The 17,179-nt window shown below is 69.6% G+C and carries 14 protein-coding genes and 2 pseudogenes; 4 read left to right on the top strand and 12 right to left on the bottom strand.

Annotated features, from left to right (window positions below; genetic code table 11):
• Positions 1-2,170: nitrate- and nitrite sensing domain-containing protein (locus tag H5J26_RS18410; protein ID WP_181766986.1), on the bottom strand; the 2,170-nt coding region annotated here is incomplete at its 3' end.
• 547 nt (positions 2,171-2,717) lie between these two features.
• Here H5J26_RS18410 and H5J26_RS18405 point away from each other — a divergent pair.
• Entirely contained in the window at positions 2,718-2,912 is a 195-nt protein-coding gene (locus H5J26_RS18405) for a hypothetical protein (protein WP_181766985.1), read from the top strand.
• A gap of 135 nt (positions 2,913-3,047) precedes the next feature.
• Here the strand turns inward: H5J26_RS18405 and H5J26_RS18400 are convergent, their stop codons facing one another.
• The 4 genes and pseudogenes from H5J26_RS18400 to H5J26_RS32445 form a co-directional block, all read right to left on the bottom strand.
• Positions 3,048-3,290 carry an acyl-CoA carboxylase epsilon subunit gene (locus H5J26_RS18400; protein ID WP_181766984.1) on the bottom strand — a complete coding sequence of 81 codons (243 nt, stop codon included), beginning with the start codon at positions 3,288-3,290 and terminating at the stop codon, positions 3,048-3,050.
• 24 nt (positions 3,291-3,314) lie between these two features.
• On the bottom strand, positions 3,315-4,940 hold the full coding sequence (locus H5J26_RS18395) for an acyl-CoA carboxylase subunit beta (protein WP_181766983.1): 1,626 nt from the start codon (positions 4,938-4,940) through the stop codon (positions 3,315-3,317).
• A 230-nt stretch (positions 4,941-5,170) separates the two neighbouring features.
• Complete coding sequence (locus H5J26_RS18390) at positions 5,171-5,365, bottom strand: hypothetical protein (RefSeq protein WP_181766982.1); 195 nt, start codon at positions 5,363-5,365, stop codon at positions 5,171-5,173.
• Between the two features lie 58 nt (positions 5,366-5,423).
• Positions 5,424-5,678: pseudogene (locus tag H5J26_RS32445) on the bottom strand (hypothetical protein); the annotation flags it as partial.
• A 210-nt stretch (positions 5,679-5,888) separates the two neighbouring features.
• Here H5J26_RS32445 and H5J26_RS18385 point away from each other — a divergent pair.
• The gene (locus H5J26_RS18385) at positions 5,889-7,118 is read left to right on the top strand and encodes a cytochrome P450 family protein (protein WP_181766981.1); all 1,230 of its coding nucleotides are present in this window, start codon (positions 5,889-5,891) and stop codon (positions 7,116-7,118) included.
• 52 nt (positions 7,119-7,170) lie between these two features.
• Here H5J26_RS18385 and cimA read toward each other — a convergent pair whose 3' ends face one another.
• The 5 genes from cimA to H5J26_RS18365 all read right to left on the bottom strand — a co-directional run bounded on the left by cimA (position 7,171) and on the right by H5J26_RS18365 (position 13,012).
• The gene (cimA, locus tag H5J26_RS18380) at positions 7,171-8,781 is read right to left on the bottom strand and encodes a citramalate synthase (RefSeq protein WP_181766980.1); all 1,611 of its coding nucleotides are present in this window, start codon (positions 8,779-8,781) and stop codon (positions 7,171-7,173) included.
• Between the two features lie 406 nt (positions 8,782-9,187).
• Positions 9,188-10,291: a branched-chain amino acid aminotransferase gene (locus tag H5J26_RS18375; RefSeq protein WP_181766979.1), complete on the bottom strand. Its 1,104-nt coding sequence runs from the start codon at positions 10,289-10,291 to the stop codon at positions 9,188-9,190.
• A gap of 238 nt (positions 10,292-10,529) precedes the next feature.
• Positions 10,530-11,567, bottom strand: coding sequence for a 3-isopropylmalate dehydrogenase (locus tag H5J26_RS18370; RefSeq protein WP_181766978.1), 1,038 nt, complete (start codon positions 11,565-11,567; stop codon positions 10,530-10,532).
• A 223-nt stretch (positions 11,568-11,790) separates the two neighbouring features.
• On the bottom strand, positions 11,791-11,922 hold the full coding sequence (locus tag H5J26_RS32005; protein ID WP_268933101.1) for a hypothetical protein: 132 nt from the start codon (positions 11,920-11,922) through the stop codon (positions 11,791-11,793).
• Between the two features lie 394 nt (positions 11,923-12,316).
• Entirely contained in the window at positions 12,317-13,012 is a 696-nt protein-coding gene (locus H5J26_RS18365; protein WP_181766977.1) for an HAD family hydrolase, read from the bottom strand.
• 87 nt (positions 13,013-13,099) lie between these two features.
• Between H5J26_RS18365 and H5J26_RS18360 the strand changes: the two genes are divergently transcribed.
• A complete protein-coding gene (locus tag H5J26_RS18360; RefSeq protein ID WP_181766976.1) occupies positions 13,100-13,807 on the top strand; it encodes a nitroreductase family protein in 708 nt (235 codons plus the stop codon).
• Positions 13,808-13,945: 138 nt separating this feature from the next.
• Here H5J26_RS18360 and pruA read toward each other — a convergent pair whose 3' ends face one another.
• Both pruA and H5J26_RS18350 read right to left on the bottom strand, forming a co-directional pair.
• Positions 13,946-15,577: an L-glutamate gamma-semialdehyde dehydrogenase gene (gene pruA / locus H5J26_RS18355; protein ID WP_181766975.1), complete on the bottom strand. Its 1,632-nt coding sequence runs from the start codon at positions 15,575-15,577 to the stop codon at positions 13,946-13,948.
• A gap of 32 nt (positions 15,578-15,609) precedes the next feature.
• Positions 15,610-16,536, bottom strand: a complete 927-nt coding sequence (locus tag H5J26_RS18350; RefSeq protein ID WP_181766974.1) for a proline dehydrogenase family protein — start codon at positions 16,534-16,536, stop codon at positions 15,610-15,612.
• Between the two features lie 239 nt (positions 16,537-16,775).
• On the opposite strand from H5J26_RS18350, the pseudogene H5J26_RS18345 reads away from it, so the two are divergent.
• Positions 16,776-17,179: pseudogene (locus H5J26_RS18345) on the top strand (PucR family transcriptional regulator); the annotation flags it as partial.

Raw genomic sequence — 17,179 nt, 5'->3', positions numbered from 1 at the left:
CGACCGGGGGCTTGGCCTTGCCGGGCTGCGGAGCCTGTGCGCCGCCCTGTGCCACGTCGACGGGCAGCATGACCAGGGCGGTCGTGCCACCGGAGTCGGACGGGCGCAGCTGGATGCGGATGCCGTGCCGCAGGGAGAGGCGGCCGACCACGAACAGACCCATGCGGCGGGAGACAGAGACGTCGACGGTCGGCGGGCTGGCCAGCCGCTCGTTGATCGAGGAGAGGTCCTCCGGGGAGAGGCCGATGCCGGTGTCGTGGATCTCCACCAGGACACGGCCGTCGGGCAGCGCGTGACCGGTGACCTTGACCTTGGTCTGCGGCGAGGAGAAGGAGGTCGCGTTCTCCAGCAGCTCGGCGAGCAGGTGGACGAGGTCGTTGACGACGCGGCCCGCGACCTCGGTGGCCGGCACGGAGTTGAGCTCGATGCGCTCGTACTGCTCCACCTCGGAGGCCGCGGCGCGCAGCACGTCGACGAGCGGGACGGGCCTGGTCCAGCGACGGCCCGGCTCCTCGCCCGCGAGGACGAGGAGGTTCTCGCCGTTACGGCGCATGCGGGTCGCGAGGTGGTCCAGCTTGAAGAGCGAGGAGAGCTGGTCCGGGTCGGCCTCGCGGGACTCCAGCTCGGAGATGAGCGAGAGCTGACGCTGGATGAGGCCCTGGCTGCGCCGCGAGAGGTTGGTGAACATCGCGTTGACGTTGCCCCGGAGCAGGGCCTGCTCGCCGGCGAGCCGGACGGCTTCGCGGTGGACGTCGTCGAACGCGGAGGCCACACGGCCGATTTCGTCGCGGCTGTGGACGCCGACGGACTCGACCGAGGTGTCCACGTCCTGCGGCTCGGCCTCGGACATCTGGCGGACCAGCTCGGGCAGCCGCTTGCGGGCGACGTCCTGAGCGGTGTCCTGGAGCCTGCGCAGCGAGCGGACCATGGAGCGGGCGACCACGAAGGCACCGACGAGCGAGATGCCCAGCACGAGGAGGATCACGGCGCCGTTGATGAAGGCGTCCCGCTGCGCGTCGGAGCGCAACTCCCGTGCCTGCTGCTCCATTTGGGAGAGCAGGGTCGACTCGATCTTGGCCATCTCGTCGATCTTGGAGCGGTCCTGGTCGTACCAGTCGGGATACGAGCGGTTCTCGCTCGTGATGCCGTCCTCGTTGTTCAGCACGCGGTCGCGGTACTTGTCCGCCAGCGTGATGTTGACGACGCCGCCGTCGAGCGGCTTGGTCAGCTCGGCGGCGCCCTCCACACCGTAGATCTGGCTGAAGCTGCCCAGGGAGGCACCTTCGGTGTCGCTGGCGGCCTTGCCGTAGAGCCGGTCGCTCTCGGAGAGTTCGGGGCCGCCCTTGCGGGCGAGGCCGGCGGAGATGATCGCGCGCTGGATCGACGCGTACTCCTTGGCGGTGGAGAACGACGCCAGGGCGCGGGTGCTCTGGATCATCTCGGAGTTGTTGGTCGCCTGCGCCATGTCCTGCGACAGGGAGAGCAACGACTCGATCAGCTGGTTGTAGCTGTTGACCGTCTGCGAGACGGAAGCGGGGTTGTCGTACGCGCGCTTGCGGACCTCGTTGATCGCGCCCAGCTGACGGGTGATGTCCAAAACGGTGGACTGGACGCCCGCCATCACCTTGTCGCTGCCGTCGATCTCGGCAGTCGCTTCCTTGAACGCCTGGAAGGACTGGTCCGTCTTCTCACGGGGGCCGACGACCGTGTCGTCCTTCGCGTCCCCGGTGCTGACCAACGGGCCTGCCGAGCGGTCGCGTTCCTCCTGGAGGGCGGACGCAAGCTCGGTCGCCTGCTCCGTCATCTCCGTGAGGAGCTTCATGTCCTCGAGCTGGTCGACGTTGCCGAGGGAGTCCTGGATTCTCAGGGCACCCAGGGTCGTTGCGGCGACGACGGGCAGCGCGAGGAGCGAGACCAGGCGGGTGCTGATCCGCCAGTTGCGCAGGGCAACTCGCGATCCCGGCCCCGGCGGCGGCCGGAGTCGCTCGGAGGCGCCTCCGTCGCTGCTCGTACTGCTGCCCGGACGGTTCGTCGCCGCGCCGTCCTCGTCGTGCACGGCGGCCGTGGGGCCGCTCTGCTGGGCGCGCTGCGGCAAGGAGCCGCGGTCGGTCGTTCCGCGCGGCTCCGGTTCACCCGCAGCGCTGCCATCCCTCTTGAAACGTCCCTGCACTAGCGTCGCAACCTCTGGACCAGGCGCCCCTCCGCTTGGGACGGCGGGACGGTATCGAGTCGTGGGGGTCCCAAGGCCCCCCTGGCGGTCGTCAGTGACCGGCGCGCGTCCCCTCACCGCCGCGCAGCGCTGCACTGCGCCCCTGCGCGCCGGTTGTTTCCCGCGGCGGTCCGTGGAATTCCAGCACAGTGCCGGATCTCCAACAAGGCCTGTGGAGAACCCGGGTCCGTATGTGACGCTGCGCCGATGCTCCGTCACGTGATGTGCAGAGCACTTACTGCGATTCCGGACTTTTCCGCGAGTGATCACCGGTCTCTCGCGCCTCACGCACATCGCGGGGCGGGGGCGTAACTCCGCTTCTGGCCCCGATGTCCGCTTCGACGATTCCCAACTGGTGTCCGTTTGGCCCTTTTTGCCCATGCTCCGGTGAGGAAACTCACACGCTCTGCGTTGCCTGTGTCACGTACGGGAACGAAATCGCGGCCTAGGCTCTTTACAGAGTGCTTCGAATTGTCAAGTCAATGGAAATCGAGAGGTACGGTCGAGCGTGAAGACCACCCTTATCATGCGCAACACAGCCAACCCGCGGCGCATCACACTGGCTCACCTCGAGGACGCGGACGAGCTGACGCGGGAGTTGACCACGGAAGCCCTCGCCCTGGAGGCCGAGAGCTTCGACGGATTCCCCCCTCAGACCGCGAACCCGCAGCGCACGATGCTGGAGGACGCCCCGGTCGGCTGAGCACCACAGCGCACGCACGAAGAGAAGGCCCCCCGTGAACTCTCCGGGGGGCCTTCTCCGTGGTCGTTCAGCGGCTCCGTGGCCGCGGCCGCCGACGGGCGTCAGGCGGCCGAACGCCCCTTCGCAGAAGGGATTTCAGCCCTGCCAGCTGTGCGGCGCGCGGAAGCCGCGTGCACGCTCCAGACGGCGCCATCCGGCCTTGCCGCTGCCGGCGTTCCGGGCGGCGGGGATCTGCGCGTGCCGCGCGGACGCGGCGGCACGGGCGAGCAACAGGGCGGTGACGGCGGCCAGTTCCTCTTCGTTGGCCTGGCCCTTCTCGACCCTGACAAGACGGTTGTCGACGGCGCCGGCGGTCTCTGTGTGTTCGGTGGTCTTCATCGGAGTCTCTTTGTCCTTCGCTGCTTACTGAGGAGGGTTGCCGTGCTTGCGGGAGGGCAGATCTGCGTGCTTGCTGCGGAGCATCTGCAGGGAGCGGATGAGGACCTCCCGCGTCTCCACGGGGTCGATCACGTCGTCCACCAGGCCGCGTTCGGCGGCGTAGTAGGGGTGCATCAGCTCGGCCTTGTACTCCTTGACCATCCGGGCACGCATCGCCTCCGGATCGTCGGCGCCGTTGATCTCCCGGCGGAAGATCACGTTCGCCGCGCCCTCCGCACCCATGACCGCGATCTCGTTCGTCGGCCAGGCGTAGGTCAGGTCGGCACCGATGGACTGGGAGTCCATGACGATGTACGCGCCGCCGTACGCCTTGCGCAGTACCACCGAGATCCGCGGAACCGTCGCATTGCAGTACGCGTACAGCAGCTTGGCTCCGTGGCGGATGATCCCGCCGTGCTCCTGGTCCACGCCGGGCAGGAAGCCCGGCACGTCCAGCAGCGTCAGGATCGGGATGTTGAACGCGTCGCACATCTGCACGAAGCGGGCGCCCTTCTCGGACGCCTCGATGTCCAGCACCCCCGCGAGGGACTGCGGCTGGTTGGCGATGACGCCGACGACCTGGCCGTCCATCCGGGCCAGGCACACGATCAGGTTGGTCGCCCAGCGCTCGTGGATCTCGAGCAGATCGCCGTCGTCGACGAGCTCCTCGATCACCTTGCGCATGTCGTACGGGCGGTTGCCGTCGGCCGGGACCAGGTCCAGCAGGGCCTCGCCGCGCCGGTCGACCGGGTCGCTGCTCTCCTCGGCCGGCGGGTTCTCCCGGTTGTTGCTGGGGAGCATCGAGAGCAGGTAGCGGACCTCTTCGAGGCACGACGTCTCGTCGTCGTAGGCGAAGTGGGCGACACCCGAGGTGCCGGCGTGCACGTCCGCACCGCCCAGACCGTTCTGCGAGACCTGCGCGCCGGTCACGGCCTGCACCACGTCAGGGCCCGTGATGAACATCTGCGAGGTGTCGCGGACCATGAACACGAAGTCCGTCAGGGCCGGGGAGTAGGCCGCACCGCCCGCGCACGGGCCGAGCATCACCGAGATCTGCGGGATCACTCCGGACGCGCGGGTGTTGCGCTGGAAGATCCCGCCGTAGCCGGCGAGCGCCGAGACGCCCTCCTGGATACGGGCCCCCGCGCCGTCGTTCAGCGAGATCAGCGGCGCGCCGGCGGCAATGGCCATGTCCATGATCTTGTGGATCTTGGTGGCGTGCGCCTCGCCCAACGCACCGCCGAAGATGCGGAAGTCGTGCGCGTAGACGAACACGGTCCGCCCGTGCACGAGGCCCCAGCCGGTGACCACACCGTCGGTGTAGGGCTTCTTCTCCTCCAGCCCGAACCCCGTGGCGCGGTGCCGCCGGAGCGGCTCGACCTCGCGGAACGTCCCCTCGTCCAGGAGGAGTTCGATCCGCTCCCGGACTGTCAGTTTCCCCTTCGCGTGCTGCGCCTCGGTCGCCCGCTCACTCGGCCCCTGCAGCGCGAGCTCCCTCAGGGCGTGGAGTTCTGCGACGCGTCCACGGGCGTCCTGCGCCCGCGGTTCGGCGGAGTCGGGCCCGGCCACGGTCTCCGCGGCCTGCTGCGACGTCTGCGGCTGATCGGTCATGTATAGACCCTACGAAACTGCGGGCCCATTCATCCTCGTCAGATTCAGACAGTGTCCGGGCGTGATTCATGGTCGCGCTGGACAGAAAGGCGCGCACACGGGGCGGTCAGGCAGCGATGTCTCTCACTCGGCGCGCGGGGGGCTGTGGGGTTCCCACAGGCCCCCGTCAGTCGCTTGTCAGTGGCTCGTCAAGCAACATCACCCGATTGTTCATTCTCTTCAGTCTCGGCTCAGTACAGCAGAACCTTGCAGCTCAAAGTGGTGCCGCCCGCCCGGGAGTCACCCGCAGCCGCAGCCCGTGCCCCTGCCCCGGACTCTCGGGACGCACCCAGAACCTCGGTGCCGTCGTCGGCGGAGAGCACCTTTTGTACGCGCTTGTTCCAGGTCACCTCGAACGCCTCGCCGGTCGTTGTAGGTTCCGGCACTCACTTGTGCCATCTCGCCTCTGCGGCGTACGAGAACGCCGCACGGTGCTCCCGCCGTGAGGTCTCCGGCGGTGCCCGCGACCCAGAAGTCGGCAACGCTCAGCCCGAGGCGGTCGATCGTGATCGCCTGCTGCGCCACGGAGTTGGCGTCGGCCTTCAGCGAGCGCCTGCGCAGAGCGGGGAAGTCGGCGGCAGCGGGGGCACGTCGGACCGCTGGGGCGGCGGTGGCCTCAGCGGATACCGCGAGAGCGAGGGCGGCGACGGCTGTCGCGGCGGAGGCGGCCGGAAACGTGCGCCCGGGCCAGATCGGCATGGGCGGCACGGCGGTACCTTTCTCGAAGTGGCATAGACCTCTTGGGAGTTGGAGGTTCCGCAGCCAGGACCCGCGCCGCAACGGACCCTGCCGCCGTCACGGCTTCCGCATCGGCTCTCGGCCCACTTGCGGGCGGAGGCCGCGGAGCGGATTCTTCGAGGGATGCGGGCGCACGGAAGCGACCGCCTTCGACTCGTTCAGGAGCGCCTGATGTCCGACGCACCCGAGGCACCGCATCGACTGGACCCCAGCGGGGCCGGCCAGCACGCCGTCAACGACCTCCTGCGCGAGCACGGCCCGGCCTCCCAGGTGCTGCTCCCGGGAGACGTCGAGGCGGTGGCCGTGACCGGTCACGCCGAGCTGAAGGACTTCCTGACGGACCCGAAGGTCTCCAAGAACGCCTGCCACTTCGCCGCCCTGCGCGAGGGCCGTCTTCCGGAGGGCTGGCCGCTGGCCGTCTTCGCGACCGTCTCGGGCATGAGCACCGCCGACGGAGCCGACCACCGCAGGCTGCGCGGCCTGGTCACCAGGGCGTTCACCGCGCGCCGGGTGGAGAGCCTGCGCCCCCGCGTGGAGAAGCTGACCGCCGAGCTGCTGGCGGCCCTGCCGGACGCCGTCGAAGAGGACGGCACCGTCGATCTGCGGCGCCACTTCGCCTACCCGCTGCCGATGAGCGTGATCTGCGAACTCCTGGGCGTCGAACCGGGGTTGCGTGAGCGGCTCCACCACCTGTCCGGCGTCCTGGTCAGTACGAGCGCCGCACCGGAGCAGATGATCGCCGCCGGCCTGGAGACCGCCGAGATCCTCGCGCTCGTCGTCAGCACGCGACGGGCCGACCCCGGCGACGACCTCACCAGCGCCCTCATCGCCGCCCGCGAGGAGGACGGCGACAGGCTCAGCGAGCGCGAACTCGTCGACACCCTGCTGCTGATGATCATCGCCGGCCACGAGACGACGCTGAACCTGATCGCCAACGCGGTGCGCGCCCTGTGCGCGCACCGATCCCAACTAAAGCTGCTCCGCTCGGGATCGGCCTCGTGGGCCGATGTCGTGGAGGAGACGCTGCGCTACGACAGCCCCGTCAGCTTCTTCCCGTTCCGCTACCCGACGACGGACATCACGGTCGGCGAGACCGTCATCCGGGCGGGGACCCCTGTGCTCGCCGGCTACACCGCCGCCGGGCGCGACCCCCGTGCGTACGGGCCCGACGCCGGGCGCTTCGACATCACACGGGAGCAGGGCCGCCATCTCTCCTTCGGCCACGGTGCGCACTTCTGCCTCGGCGCACCGCTGGCCAGGATGGAGGCGACCGTGGCGCTCGGCGCCCTCTTCGCCCGCTACCCGGACCTCGATCTCGCCGTCCCCGACGAGGAGTTGCTCCCGCTTCCCAGCTTCGTGGGGAACAGCAAGCAGATCCTGCCGGTACGGCTGGAGGGCTGAGGCGCCGGAGGGCGGGGGCGTGCCCCCTGTGTCCGCGCGGCTCCCCGCCGGATTACTCGTGCGGTTCCACTCCGGCCCGCAGCAGCCCGTAGGTGTAGCCGTCGTCCAGGGCCTGCCAGGACGCCGCGATGATGTTGCCGGCGACTCCGACCGTCGACCACTCCGCCGCGCCGTCGCTCATGGTGACCAGCACCCGGGTCGTGGAGTCGGAGCCGTGACCGCCCTCGAGGATGCGGACCTTGTAGTCGGTCAGCGAGAGGGAGGCCAGCTGCGGGTGCAGGCGCTCAAGGCCGCCGCGGAGCGCGCGGTCCAGGGCGTTGACCGGGCCGTTGCCCTCGCCGGTGGCGATGATGCGCTCGCCCTTGGCCCACAGCTTCACCGTGGCCTCGTTGGCCTGGTCGCCGTCGGGGCGCTGCTCGACGATGGTCCGCCAGGACTCCAGCCGGAAGAAGCGCCGGGCACGGCCGTGCACCTCGTCGCGGAGGAGCAGTTCGAACGAGGCGTCGGCCGCCTCGTACGTGTACCCCTTCAGCTCCTGCGCCTTGACCCGGTCCACGATGCGTCCGACCAGGTCGCGGTCCCCTTCCAGGTCGTAGCCGAGCTCCTTGCCCTTCAGCTCCACCGACGCGCGCCCCGCCATGTCGGAGACGAGCATGCGCATGGTGTTGCCGACCAGCTCGGGGTCGATGTGCTGGTACAGGTCCGGGTCGACCTTGATCGCGGAGGCGTGCAGCCCTGCCTTGTGGGCGAAGGCCGAGGTGCCGACGTAGGGCTGGTGCGTCGAGGGGGCGAGGTTGACCACCTCGGCGATGGCGTGCGAGATGCGCGTCATCTCCTGCAGCGCGCCTGCGGGCAGCACCTGCTTGCCGTACTTGAGCTGGAGAGCGGCCGTGACGGGGAAGAGGTTGGCGTTGCCGACGCGCTCGCCGTAGCCGTTGGCGGTGCACTGCACGTGTGTGGCGCCGGCGTCGACGGCGGCCAGGGTGTTGGCGACGGCGCAGCCGGTGTCGTCCTGGGCGTGGATTCCCAGACGTGCCCCGGTGTCCGCGAGAACCGTGCGTACGACGGCGTGGATCTGCGCGGGGAGCATCCCGCCGTTGGTGTCGCAGAGCACGACGACGTCCGCGCCCGCCTCGTGGGCCGCTGTGACGACCTGCTTCGCGTACCGGGCGTCGGCCTGGTAGCCGTCGAAGAAGTGCTCGCAGTCGACGAAGACGCGGCGCCCCTGCTCGCGCAGGTACGACACCGTGTCCCGGACCATCTCGAGGTTCTCTTCGAGCGTGGTGCGCAGGGCCAGCTCGACGTGCCGGTCGTGGGACTTGGCGACGATCGTCACCACGGGCGCACCGGACTCCACCAGCGCCTTGACCTGCGGATCGTCGGCGGCCCGTACGCCTGCCTTGCGGGTGGCGCCGAAGGCCACGAGCTGGGCGTGCCGGAAGTCGATCTCCGTACGGGCGCGGTTGAAGAACTCGGTGTCGCGGGGGTTGGCACCGGGCCAGCCGCCCTCGATGAAGCCGACGCCGAACTCGTCGAGGTGACGGGCGATGGTCAGCTTGTCCGCGACGGTGAGGTTGATGCCCTCACGCTGTGCGCCGTCGCGCAGCGTGGTGTCGAAGATGTGGAAGTTGTCGTCCGGGGCTTCCGTGGCGTCCGTGGTCATGGCTCGTGTGGCTCCTGTTGGATGAAGCGATCCGAAATGCCTGGGTCCGCTTGTCTCCCAGTGTTCCTGATGGCCCCTCGCGCCCTTCGTCCCGGCTGTGGGTGGGCCAGGACGACAAAATCAAAAAAACCCCTCGCGGGTGCGAGAGGTCTGCGCGCGGGTCTGGGACACGGTGGCCGCTGCCGCACAGGGTCTGCCTGCGGCAGTCGGTCACTGAGGACCGGCGCGCCTGCTGCCGATAATCATGGCGAACGAGGACACGCGGCGAGTCTGACACAGACCGCCCCCGAGTCCGTAAGGCGTCTCACCATGCGGAAAGCCGGAGGCCGGGCGCCCCGTACGCTGCCGGATCCGCCCGTGTCCTCCTGCCAGTTCTCCGCCGGTACCCGCCGGCGTAAAAGGACCATCAGGCCAGCGGACGCATCCAGCCGTGCCGGTCCTCGGCACGCCCGGTCTGCAGGGCCAGTAGCGCTTCACGCAGCTGCGTGGTGATCTCCCCGGGCTGACCGTCGGCGACCTTCCAGGCGCCGCTCGCGGACTTCGCCTCGCCGACCGGTGTGATCACCGCCGCGGTGCCGCAGGCGAAGACCTCCGTGATGGAGCCGTCGGCGTTGCCCTCCCGCCACTCGTCGACGGTGAGCCTGGACTCCTCCGTGCCGTATCCGAGGTCGGCGGCGAGCGTGAGCAGCGAGTCACGGGTGATGCCGGGCAGCAGCGTGCCGGTCAGCGCCGGCGTGACGATCTTCGCGTCGCGCCCGCTGCCGTGGACGAAGTAGAGGTTCATGCCGCCCATCTCCTCGATGAAGCGGCGCTCGATCGCGTCGAGCCACACGACCTGGTCGCAGCCCTGCTGGGCGGCCTCGGCCTGCGCGACGAGCGAGGCGGCGTAGTTTCCCGCGCACTTCGCCTCACCCGTGCCGCCGGGTGCCGCGCGCACGTACTCCTCGGAGAGCCACACCGAGACGGGGCGGACGCCGCCGGGGAAGTACGAGCCGGCAGGCGAGGCGATCACCATGAAGAGGTATTCGTTGGCGGGCCGGACGCCGAGCCCGACCTCCGTGGCGAACATGAACGGCCTCAGGTACAGCGATTCCTCACCGGTCCCCGGCACCCAGTCCTTGTCCTGCCGCACGAGCAGCTCGCACGCCTCGATGAAGGTCTCCACCGGCAGCTCCGGCATGGCCAGACGCCGCGCGCTGCGCTGGAAGCGGCGGGCGTTGGCGTCGGGCCGGAAGGCGGAGACCGACCCGTCGGGCTGCCGGTACGCCTTCAGTCCTTCGAAGATCGACTGTGCGTAGTGCAGCGTCATGTTGGCCGGGTCCAGCTGCAGGGAGGCGTACGGCTGGAGCTGGGCGTCGTGCCACCCGCGGCCCTCGGTCCACTTGACGGTGACCATGTGGTCCGTGAAATGGCGGCCGAATCCCGGGTTGGACAGCACCGCCTCGCGCTCCGCATCGGACAGCGGCTGCGAGGAGGGCTTGAGGTCGAAGTCGATTCGAGGCGTCGTCATGGTGGGCGCGTCCTTCGCTGTGTGTCGTGGCGGACCGCGCTCCCGTTCGCCCTCCGCCTTGGTGCTAGGACGTCCGAGCTTTCCCTGATGTGCCGGCCCCCTCGTTCGATTATCACGCGAGGAGGCCTGCGGGAGAGAGTCCGGGTGTGCGGCCCATGAATGGATGGTGGCACCCCGACCCCCGCATAGCCCAGCGGCCGGGCACCTTCGGTCCCCGGCCTCGGACGTACCGGGCGGGTCAGCCGGCTACTCGTACCGCCAGGGCGTCGCCGATCTCACCCGTCGTACGGGCGGCGGAGCGCTCGGCGAGGTCGGCCGTGACGGCTTCCTCGATGCGGGAGGCCTCCGACTCCAGGCCGAGGTGCCGCAGCAGCAGCGCAACGGAGAGGACGGTCGCGGTGGGGTCGGCCTTGCCGGTGCCCGCGATGTCGGGCGCGGAGCCGTGGACCGGCTCGAACATGGACGGGAACTCGCCGGTCGGGTTGATGTTCCCGGAGGCGGCGAGGCCGATGCCACCGCTGACGGCGGCGGCGAGGTCGGTGATGATGTCGCCGAAGAGGTTGTCGGTGACGATCACGTCGAAGCGCGCGGGGTCGTTGACGAGGAAGATCGTCGCGGCATCCACGTGCAGGTAGTCGGTGGTGACGTCCGGGTACTCCTCGCCGACCCTGTCGAAGGTGTTCTTCCACAGGTGACCGGCGTGCACCAGGACGTTGTTCTTGTGCACCAGCGTCAGCTTCTTGCGGGGACGCGCCTTCGCACGCTCGAAGGCGTCACGCACGACCCGCTCGACGCCGTAGGCGGTGTTCACGCTGACCTCGTTGGCGACCTCGGCGGGGGTGCCGGTGCGGATGCTTCCGCCGTTGCCGACGTACGGGCCCTCCGTGCCCTCACGGACGACGACGAAGTCGATGTCCGGACGGCCCGCCAGCGGCGTCTCCGTGTTCGGGAACAGCTTGGAGGGGCGGAGGTTGACGAAGTGGTCGAAGGCGAACCGCAGTTTGAGCAGCAGCCCGCGCTCCAGCACCCCGGAGGGGACGCTCGGGTCGCCGATGGCTCCGAGAAGGATCGCGTCGTGCTGCTTGAGCTGCTCCAGCTCCGCCTCGGTGAGTGTCTCGCCCGTGGCGTGCCAGCGCTTGGCACCCAGGTCGTACTGCCTGGTCTCCAGCTTTACGTCCTGGGGAAGCACGGACGTGAGGACCTTGAGGCCCTGTGCCACGACTTCCTGGCCGATTCCGTCACCGGGGATCACTGCGAGGCTGATGGTGCGAGACATGGCAGCGACCATACCTTCCGTCCCAGGGGATGACACGACCAGTCCACATCACGGACGCGGAGCATGCGCCCGGCGGAATGCCTCGCATCTCGGAGGCGTCGCGGAGCTGCGCCGTGCGGCTCACAGCCGGCTTCGGCTTCGTGCTCCGCCCGCCGCGCTCGTCCGTTCGGCGAACTGTGCGCCCGGCGGGGCTGCCGCTCCCGCTGAACCACCGCCGCCGGGCTCAGTGGCCGGTGGCTCCACCGTTGTCGCGGCGGTCGAGGGCGCGCTGGAGGGCGGCTGCGGCGTTCTTGCGGTCGGCGTCACGGTTGGTACGGGCGGCGTGACGGACACGGCGGCGTGTGGTCTGATCCATGATCAGCAACTCCTTCTGCACACAAGGGCTTCAAGAAGGGTGGGGGTCAAAGACGCCGGAAAGGGCGGGGGCGACCGGCGCTGCAGGGGTCACCTGCGTGTGTGCACCGTGCCTCATCCGCCGTTCGCTTCATGAGCGAGACGTTCGGCTCCATACAAAGGTAGGACGCGAGAGCCGTGATGTCTCGCCAATTAGTTGGCCTTCCTACTATCTGAGACGAACGCCACTGTATTCAGGCCACTGCGAGGGCTACGAGTCCGGATCCGTACGCATCGGCTGCATGCTCGGACGGCCCGGAGGCCCGGGACAGCGATCCGGCAACGCATCGGGCACGCCTCACCGGTCGGTTCGCCCGCCTCGGTCGCCCCGGGAGCCCTGTGACAGCGCAATCCGCTCAGGCGAGGCCTGCGAGCAGCCCGGGCAGTTCCCCCAGGCCGGTGATCCGCCGGGCGTAGGCGCTGCCGCCGCCCTTACCCGAGCGGTCGAGCCACACACCGTGCAGGCCTGCCTCGTCGGCGGCGCAGGCGTCGATGTCGTAGCGGTCCCCCACGTACGCGACCTCGCCGGGAGGCAGGCCCAGCGCCGCGCAGCCGGCCCGGAACGCCTCGGGGGCGGGCTTCGCATGGCCCAGTTCGTCCGCGCAGAGGAGCACTTCGAGACGGTCGCGGATGCCGAGCCGGCGCAGTTTCCGCTCCTGGTTGGCGGTGGAGGAGTTCGACAGCGCCCCCTGGCGGAAGCCGGGGGTGAGCGCGTCCAGAGTGGGGACGGCGTCCGGGAAGAGGGCCCAGGCCTGCTCGTAGAACGCGACGTAGCGGCCGAACCAGGCGTCCGCCTCGTCGTCCGGGAGGTGTGCGCCGAGGAACCCCCGCACCCTCTCCCTGCGGTGCTCCAGGAAACCGAGCTCCCCGGCGAGGAAGCGCGCGAACTGCTCCTCCATCACCGCGCGCCAGGATGCGAGGGCTGCCTCGGCCGAGGCGTAGCGCGGGAGCAGCCGCTCCGCCTCGATGTGCCGCAGCGCGCCCGTACGGTCGGAGCCGGTGTAGTCGAAGAGGGTGTCGTCGACGTCCCACAGGACGGCACGGATCGCCATGCGCCGGACGCTAGCAGGGAGTTGACGCTCTTCCCGCAGCACAGCAGCGGTGCCCTCGCGGGAAGCGGGGGCCTACACTCCGCGGCCATGGCGAATGATCAGCAGAAGAATCCGCAGCTCTTCGAGACGATGTCGACGATGCGGGCGATGCGGCGGCTCAAGCCCGACCCGGTCCCCGACGAGTTGCTGGAACAGCTCGTACAGGCGGCGGTGTGGGCCCCGAGCGGATCGAACCTCCAGCAGTTCCACTACGTCGTCGTGACCGACCGGAAGGTCATATCGCGGCTCGAACCCCTGTGGCGACGCTGCGTTGACGCGTATCTCGGCTCGGCGGGCAAGGCCACTCCGCCCGAAATGGACCAGGCCGCGTACGGACGGATGGTCGCTGCCATCGAGTACCAGCGGGACCACTTCACCGACACCCCGGCGCTGATCATCCCCTGCTACCGCTACGTCCAGCCCAAGGGCGACCTGGACGGCCTGCGGGCGATGCACGGATCACTCGGCACCGGCGGACTGCTGCGCCTGATGCGCAACGGCGTCTTCAGCACCATCGCCGAGACGTCCAGCGTCTATCCCGGCGTGCAGAACCTGCTGCTCGCGGCGCGGGGGCTCGGGCTCGGAGCGACCATCACCGTGTGGCACCTGATGCTGGAGCGGGAGTGGAAGCAGGTGCTCGGCATCCCGAAGGACGTGAACACCTTCGCGGCGATCCCCGTCGGCTGGCCGAAGGGCAACTTCGGCCCTGTGCGCCGCCGTCCCGTAGCGGAAGTGATGCACCGCGACGGCTGGTGAAGCGTTCCGCCCGCTCACCTCGCGCGTACGCGCCCACGCCTCGCCTCCCTGCACGCCCCGTCACGTACGTACGCCGCGGTCCGGCTTCCCCGCTCGGAGGATGCCGGACCGCGGCGCGTGCATTCGTACGGACCGAGGTCAGCCCATGTGCGGGTAGCGGTAGTCCGTCGGCGCCACCTGGGTCTCCTTGATGGCGCGCGGGGACATCCACCGCAGCAGGTTGAACTTCGAGCCCGCCTTGTCGTTGGTGCCCGAGGCACGGGCGCCGCCGAAGGGCTGCTGGCCCACGATGGAGCCGGTGGGACGGTCGTTCAGATAGAAGTTGCCGGCGGCGAAGCGGAGCTTCTCGCTCGCCTCGGCCAGGGCCGCCCGGTCCTTCGCGAGGACCGCGCCGGTCAGGGCGTAGGCCGCGACGGACTCCATCTGCTCCAGCATCGTGTCCCAGTCGCCGTCCTCGTAGACGTGCACGGCGAGGATCGGGCCGAAGTACTCGGTGGAGAACACCTCGTTCTCCGGGTCCGAGCAGGTGATGACCGTCGGCTTCACGAACCAGCCCACGGAGTCGTCGTATTCACCTCCCACGACGATCTCGCAGCTGGGGTCCTGCTTGGCGTGGTCGATCGCCGCGCTGTTCTTGGCGAACGCCCGCTCGTCGATGACCGCGCCGATGAAGTTCGACAGGTCGCTGACGTCGCCCATCGCCAACCCCTCGGTCTCCGCGACGAGTTCGTCCTTCAGCCCGCCCTCCCAGAGGGAACGGGGGATGTACGCGCGGGAGGCCGCCGAGCACTTCTGGCCCTGGTACTCGAAGGCACCGCGGACCATCGCCGTCTTCAACACGGCGGCGTCGGCGGTCGGGTGGGCGACGATGAAGTCCTTGCCGCCCGTCTCACCGACGATGCGCGGGTAGGACTTGTAGCCCGTGATGTTCTCGCCGACCGACTTCCACAGGTACTGGAAGGTCTTGGTCGAACCGGTGAAGTGCACGCCGGCCAGGTCCGGGTGGGGCAGCGCCACCTCGGAGACCGCCTTGCCGTCGCCGGTGACGAGGTTGATGACGCCCTTGGGCATGCCCGCCTCCTCCAGCAGCTCCATGAGCAGCACGGCGGAGTGGGTCTGCGTGGGCGACGGCTTCCAGACCACCACGTTGCCCATCAGGGCGGGCGCGGTGGGCAGATTCCCCGCGATGGCGGTGAAGTTGAAGGGCGTGACCGCGTAGACGAAGCCCTCCAGCGGCCGGTGGTCGAGCCTGTTCCACACGCCCTTGGGCTGGATGGGCGGCTGCTCGGCCAGAAGCTCACGCGCGAAGTGCACGTTGAAGCGCCAGAAGTCGATCAGCTCGCAGGGCGCGTCGATCTCCGCCTGCTGGATCGTCTTGGACTGCCCGAGCATGGTGGAGGCGGCGATCGTCTCGCGCCACGGGCCCGACAGCAGCTCGGCGGCCTTGAGGATGATGGCCGCGCGGTCGTCGAAGGACAGCGCGCGCCAGGCCGGGGCCGCGGCCAGGGCGGCGTCGACGGCCTCCTGCGCGTCCTGCTTCGTCGCCTCCGCGTAAGTGCCGATGACCTTCTTGTGGTTGTGCGGCTGAACCACGTCGACGCGTGTGCCACCGCCCATCCGCTTCTGTCCGTTGATGGTCATGGGCAGGTCGACCGGGTTCTCGGCGAGCTCCTTGAGCTTGCGCTCGAGGCGGGCGCGCTCCGGAGAGCCGGGTGCGTAGGTGTGCACCGGCTCGTTGTACGGGGCGGGGACCTGGGTCACAGCGTCCATGGCTGCCGTCTCTCCTTCACTGTCAGGGGTGTTCAGCCGCGAGTGGCGAGCGAGCGGAGGAAGAAGCCGAGGTTGGCCGGGCGCTCCGCGAGGCGCCTCATGAAGTATCCGTACCAGTCCGTTCCGTAGGGGACGTATACGCGCATCCGATGGCCCTCGGCGGCCAGCCGCTGCTGCTCGGCCTCCCTGATGCCGTAGAGCATCTGGAACTCGAACTCGTCGTGCTTGCGCCCGAGACGCCGCGCCAGCTCCTGCGCGATGACGACCATCCGCGGATCGTGCGAACCGATCATGGGATAGCCCTTGCCCGACAGAAGGATCTTCAGGCAGCGGACGTACGCGCGGTCCACATCGGCCTTGTTCTGGTGAGCGACCGTCGCCGGCTCGTTGTACGCCCCCTTCACCAACCGTACGCGCGACCCCTCCCCCGCCAGGGCGTGGCAGTCGCCCTCGGTGCGGAAGAGGTAGGACTGCAGCACGGCGCCGGTCTGCGGGAAGTTCTTCCGCAGCTCGGCGAGGACGGCGAGGGTGGAGTCGACGGTGGTGTGGTCCTCCATGTCCAGGGTGACGGTCGTCCCGGCCGCCGCTGCGGCTTCGACGACCGGCAGGACGTTGGCCAGCGCGATGTCGTGGCCGTCGGGCAGCGCCTGCCCGAACGCCGACAGCTTCACGGACATCTCCGCGCGCGGGCCGAGGCCCTCCCCCGCCAGCGCCTGGGCCAGCGAGAGGTAGGCGTCACGGTTGCGCAGGGCCTCCGTGCGGTCCGTGATGTCCTCGCCGAGGTGGTCGAGGGTGACGTCGAGACCGCTGTCGGTCAGCAGCCGTACGGCCTCGAGGGTCGGGTCGAGCTGTTCCCCCGCGACGAAGCGGTTCACCACGGGACGGGTGACCGGCGCGGACGAGACGAGACGGCGGATGCCGTCACTGCGCGCGGCGGCGAGGAGCACTGGTCCCAGCACGGGCACCTCCACTGGCGGTCTTCTTCACGCTCCGGACGTCCCACGGCCGGCCTGGTTCCGGAATGTTCCCGCCCCAGGCCGCCGCGGCGTCGGAAGCCACCCCGAATCTAAGGATCGCGCCGCGGGGCCGCCATCGACAGCTGTCACGCATCCGTGTCCCAGATCTCAGACATCTGTACGAGAATGATGTGGTCGGAGCACCGGCAACCGGCACGTGAGAGGGAGGCGGCGGAGGGCGCATGCGCGAGGACTACCAGGAGCTCATCGACGAGGTCTCCGCGCTGCTCGGCACACCCGCGACGCTGGAGGGCCGCGACTTCGGCCTGATCGCCTTCGGCGCTCACGAGTCCGACGGCCAGGGCAGCGAGCCGGCCCTCGACCCCGTCCGTACCCGCTCGATCCTGGGGCGGGGCTCGACCGCCGAGGTGCGGGCCTGGTTCGAGAGTTTCGGCATCACCAGGGCGACCGGGCCCGTACGCATCGATCCGGAAGCCTCGGCGGGCGTCGTGCACGGCCGTATCTGCCTGCCCGTGCGGTACGCCGGGGTTGTCTACGGCTACATCTGGCTGATCGACGACGGCGCGATCGACCTCGCCGACCCCCGGCTGGGGTCCGCGATGGCGGTGGCCTCCCGGATCGGCGC

The organism is Streptomyces albidus (ex Kaewkla and Franco 2022) (genome assembly GCF_013870515.1).
Classification (GTDB): domain Bacteria; phylum Actinomycetota; class Actinomycetes; order Streptomycetales; family Streptomycetaceae; genus Streptomyces; species Streptomyces albidus.
The sequence above is the reverse complement of the archived record's forward strand: the minus strand, read 5'-3'. Positions and strand labels throughout refer to the sequence as shown.